This is a genomic window from Blautia faecis, assembly GCF_020554845.1.
Lineage (GTDB): Bacteria > Bacillota > Clostridia > Lachnospirales > Lachnospiraceae > Blautia_A > Blautia_A faecis.
Window position 1 is genome coordinate 1 of the sequence record NZ_JAJCIA010000125.1, and the last position, 248, is coordinate 248.

Annotated in this window: 1 protein-coding gene; it reads right to left on the bottom strand. The window is 42.7% G+C overall.

Annotated features, from left to right (window positions below):
• A partial coding sequence (locus LIZ66_RS18475) for a hypothetical protein (RefSeq protein WP_227201199.1) occupies positions 1–248 on the bottom strand: 248 nt, incomplete at both ends.

A 248-nucleotide genomic window follows, 5' to 3' on the forward strand; every position in this document is an offset into this window, starting at 1 on the left:
CAAACTTAAAGACACCGTCTGTCAGTTCCAGATTTTCCAGTTTCATACCATCGCCGGCACGTGTCAGTTCATAGGTTCCGGTGGTGGTAACATTACCTTTTTCGTAATCACGGCTGTTGGCTTTACAGCTTACGCGGACACCAATCTGTGTTCTTACTGGAAGGTCAAATTCTACAGGAAGATAAATGTTGGCTTCAGAAGGCGTAAATACAACCGTATAATTTGCATTATCGGTTCCGTTATTTTCT